This is a genomic window from Halobacillus sp. BBL2006, from assembly GCF_000786645.1.
Lineage (GTDB): Bacteria > Bacillota > Bacilli > Bacillales > Halobacillaceae > Halobacillus.
Genome location: NZ_JRNX01000766.1, coordinates 1 through 542 on the forward strand (window position 1 = coordinate 1; position 542 = coordinate 542).

At 46.9% G+C, this 542-nt stretch carries 1 protein-coding gene; it reads left to right on the forward strand.

The window, feature by feature from the left end; translation table 11 throughout:
- Positions 1 to 542 (forward strand): FTR1 family protein (locus tag LD39_RS19450; protein ID WP_035552174.1); only part of this gene is annotated, 542 nt, incomplete at both ends.

The window sequence follows — 542 nt, forward strand, 5'->3', positions numbered from 1 at the left end:
GGCTGGATTTGGGGCGGAGCCGGTGCTGGTGTCCTTGCCAGTGTCGGGTTAGCGTTCTTATTAACCTCCGTCATGTCTGTTGCCGTTTCTGCTCAAAACCGTGAGTTTATTGAAGGAATAACAGGTCTAGTTGCAGTCGTCTTGATGTTTACTGTCGGTGCATGGCTTCATAAGAAATCGAACATTGAAAACTGGAACAACTATATTCGTGAATCTGTTGGTACAGCTGTTGCCCGCGGAAGCCTCTGGTCACTAGCCGGCGTCGCGTTCATCACAGTTGTCCGTGAAGGGGCAGAAACGATTATCTTTTATCTAGGATTATCTTCTGACATCTCTACGAACACGCTGTTTTCCGGAATTGGTGCAGCGGCTGCGATTCTTGCGGTTGTAGGTGTCGCGATCATGTACTTCAGTTTGAAAGTACCGGTTCGTGGTTTATTCCTAACTATTACGGTATTAATTTACTATCTAGCGTTTAAATTTACAGGGGAAAGCCTTCATGCCCTGCAAGTGGTCAAGAAGCTTCCATCCCATTCCATTGC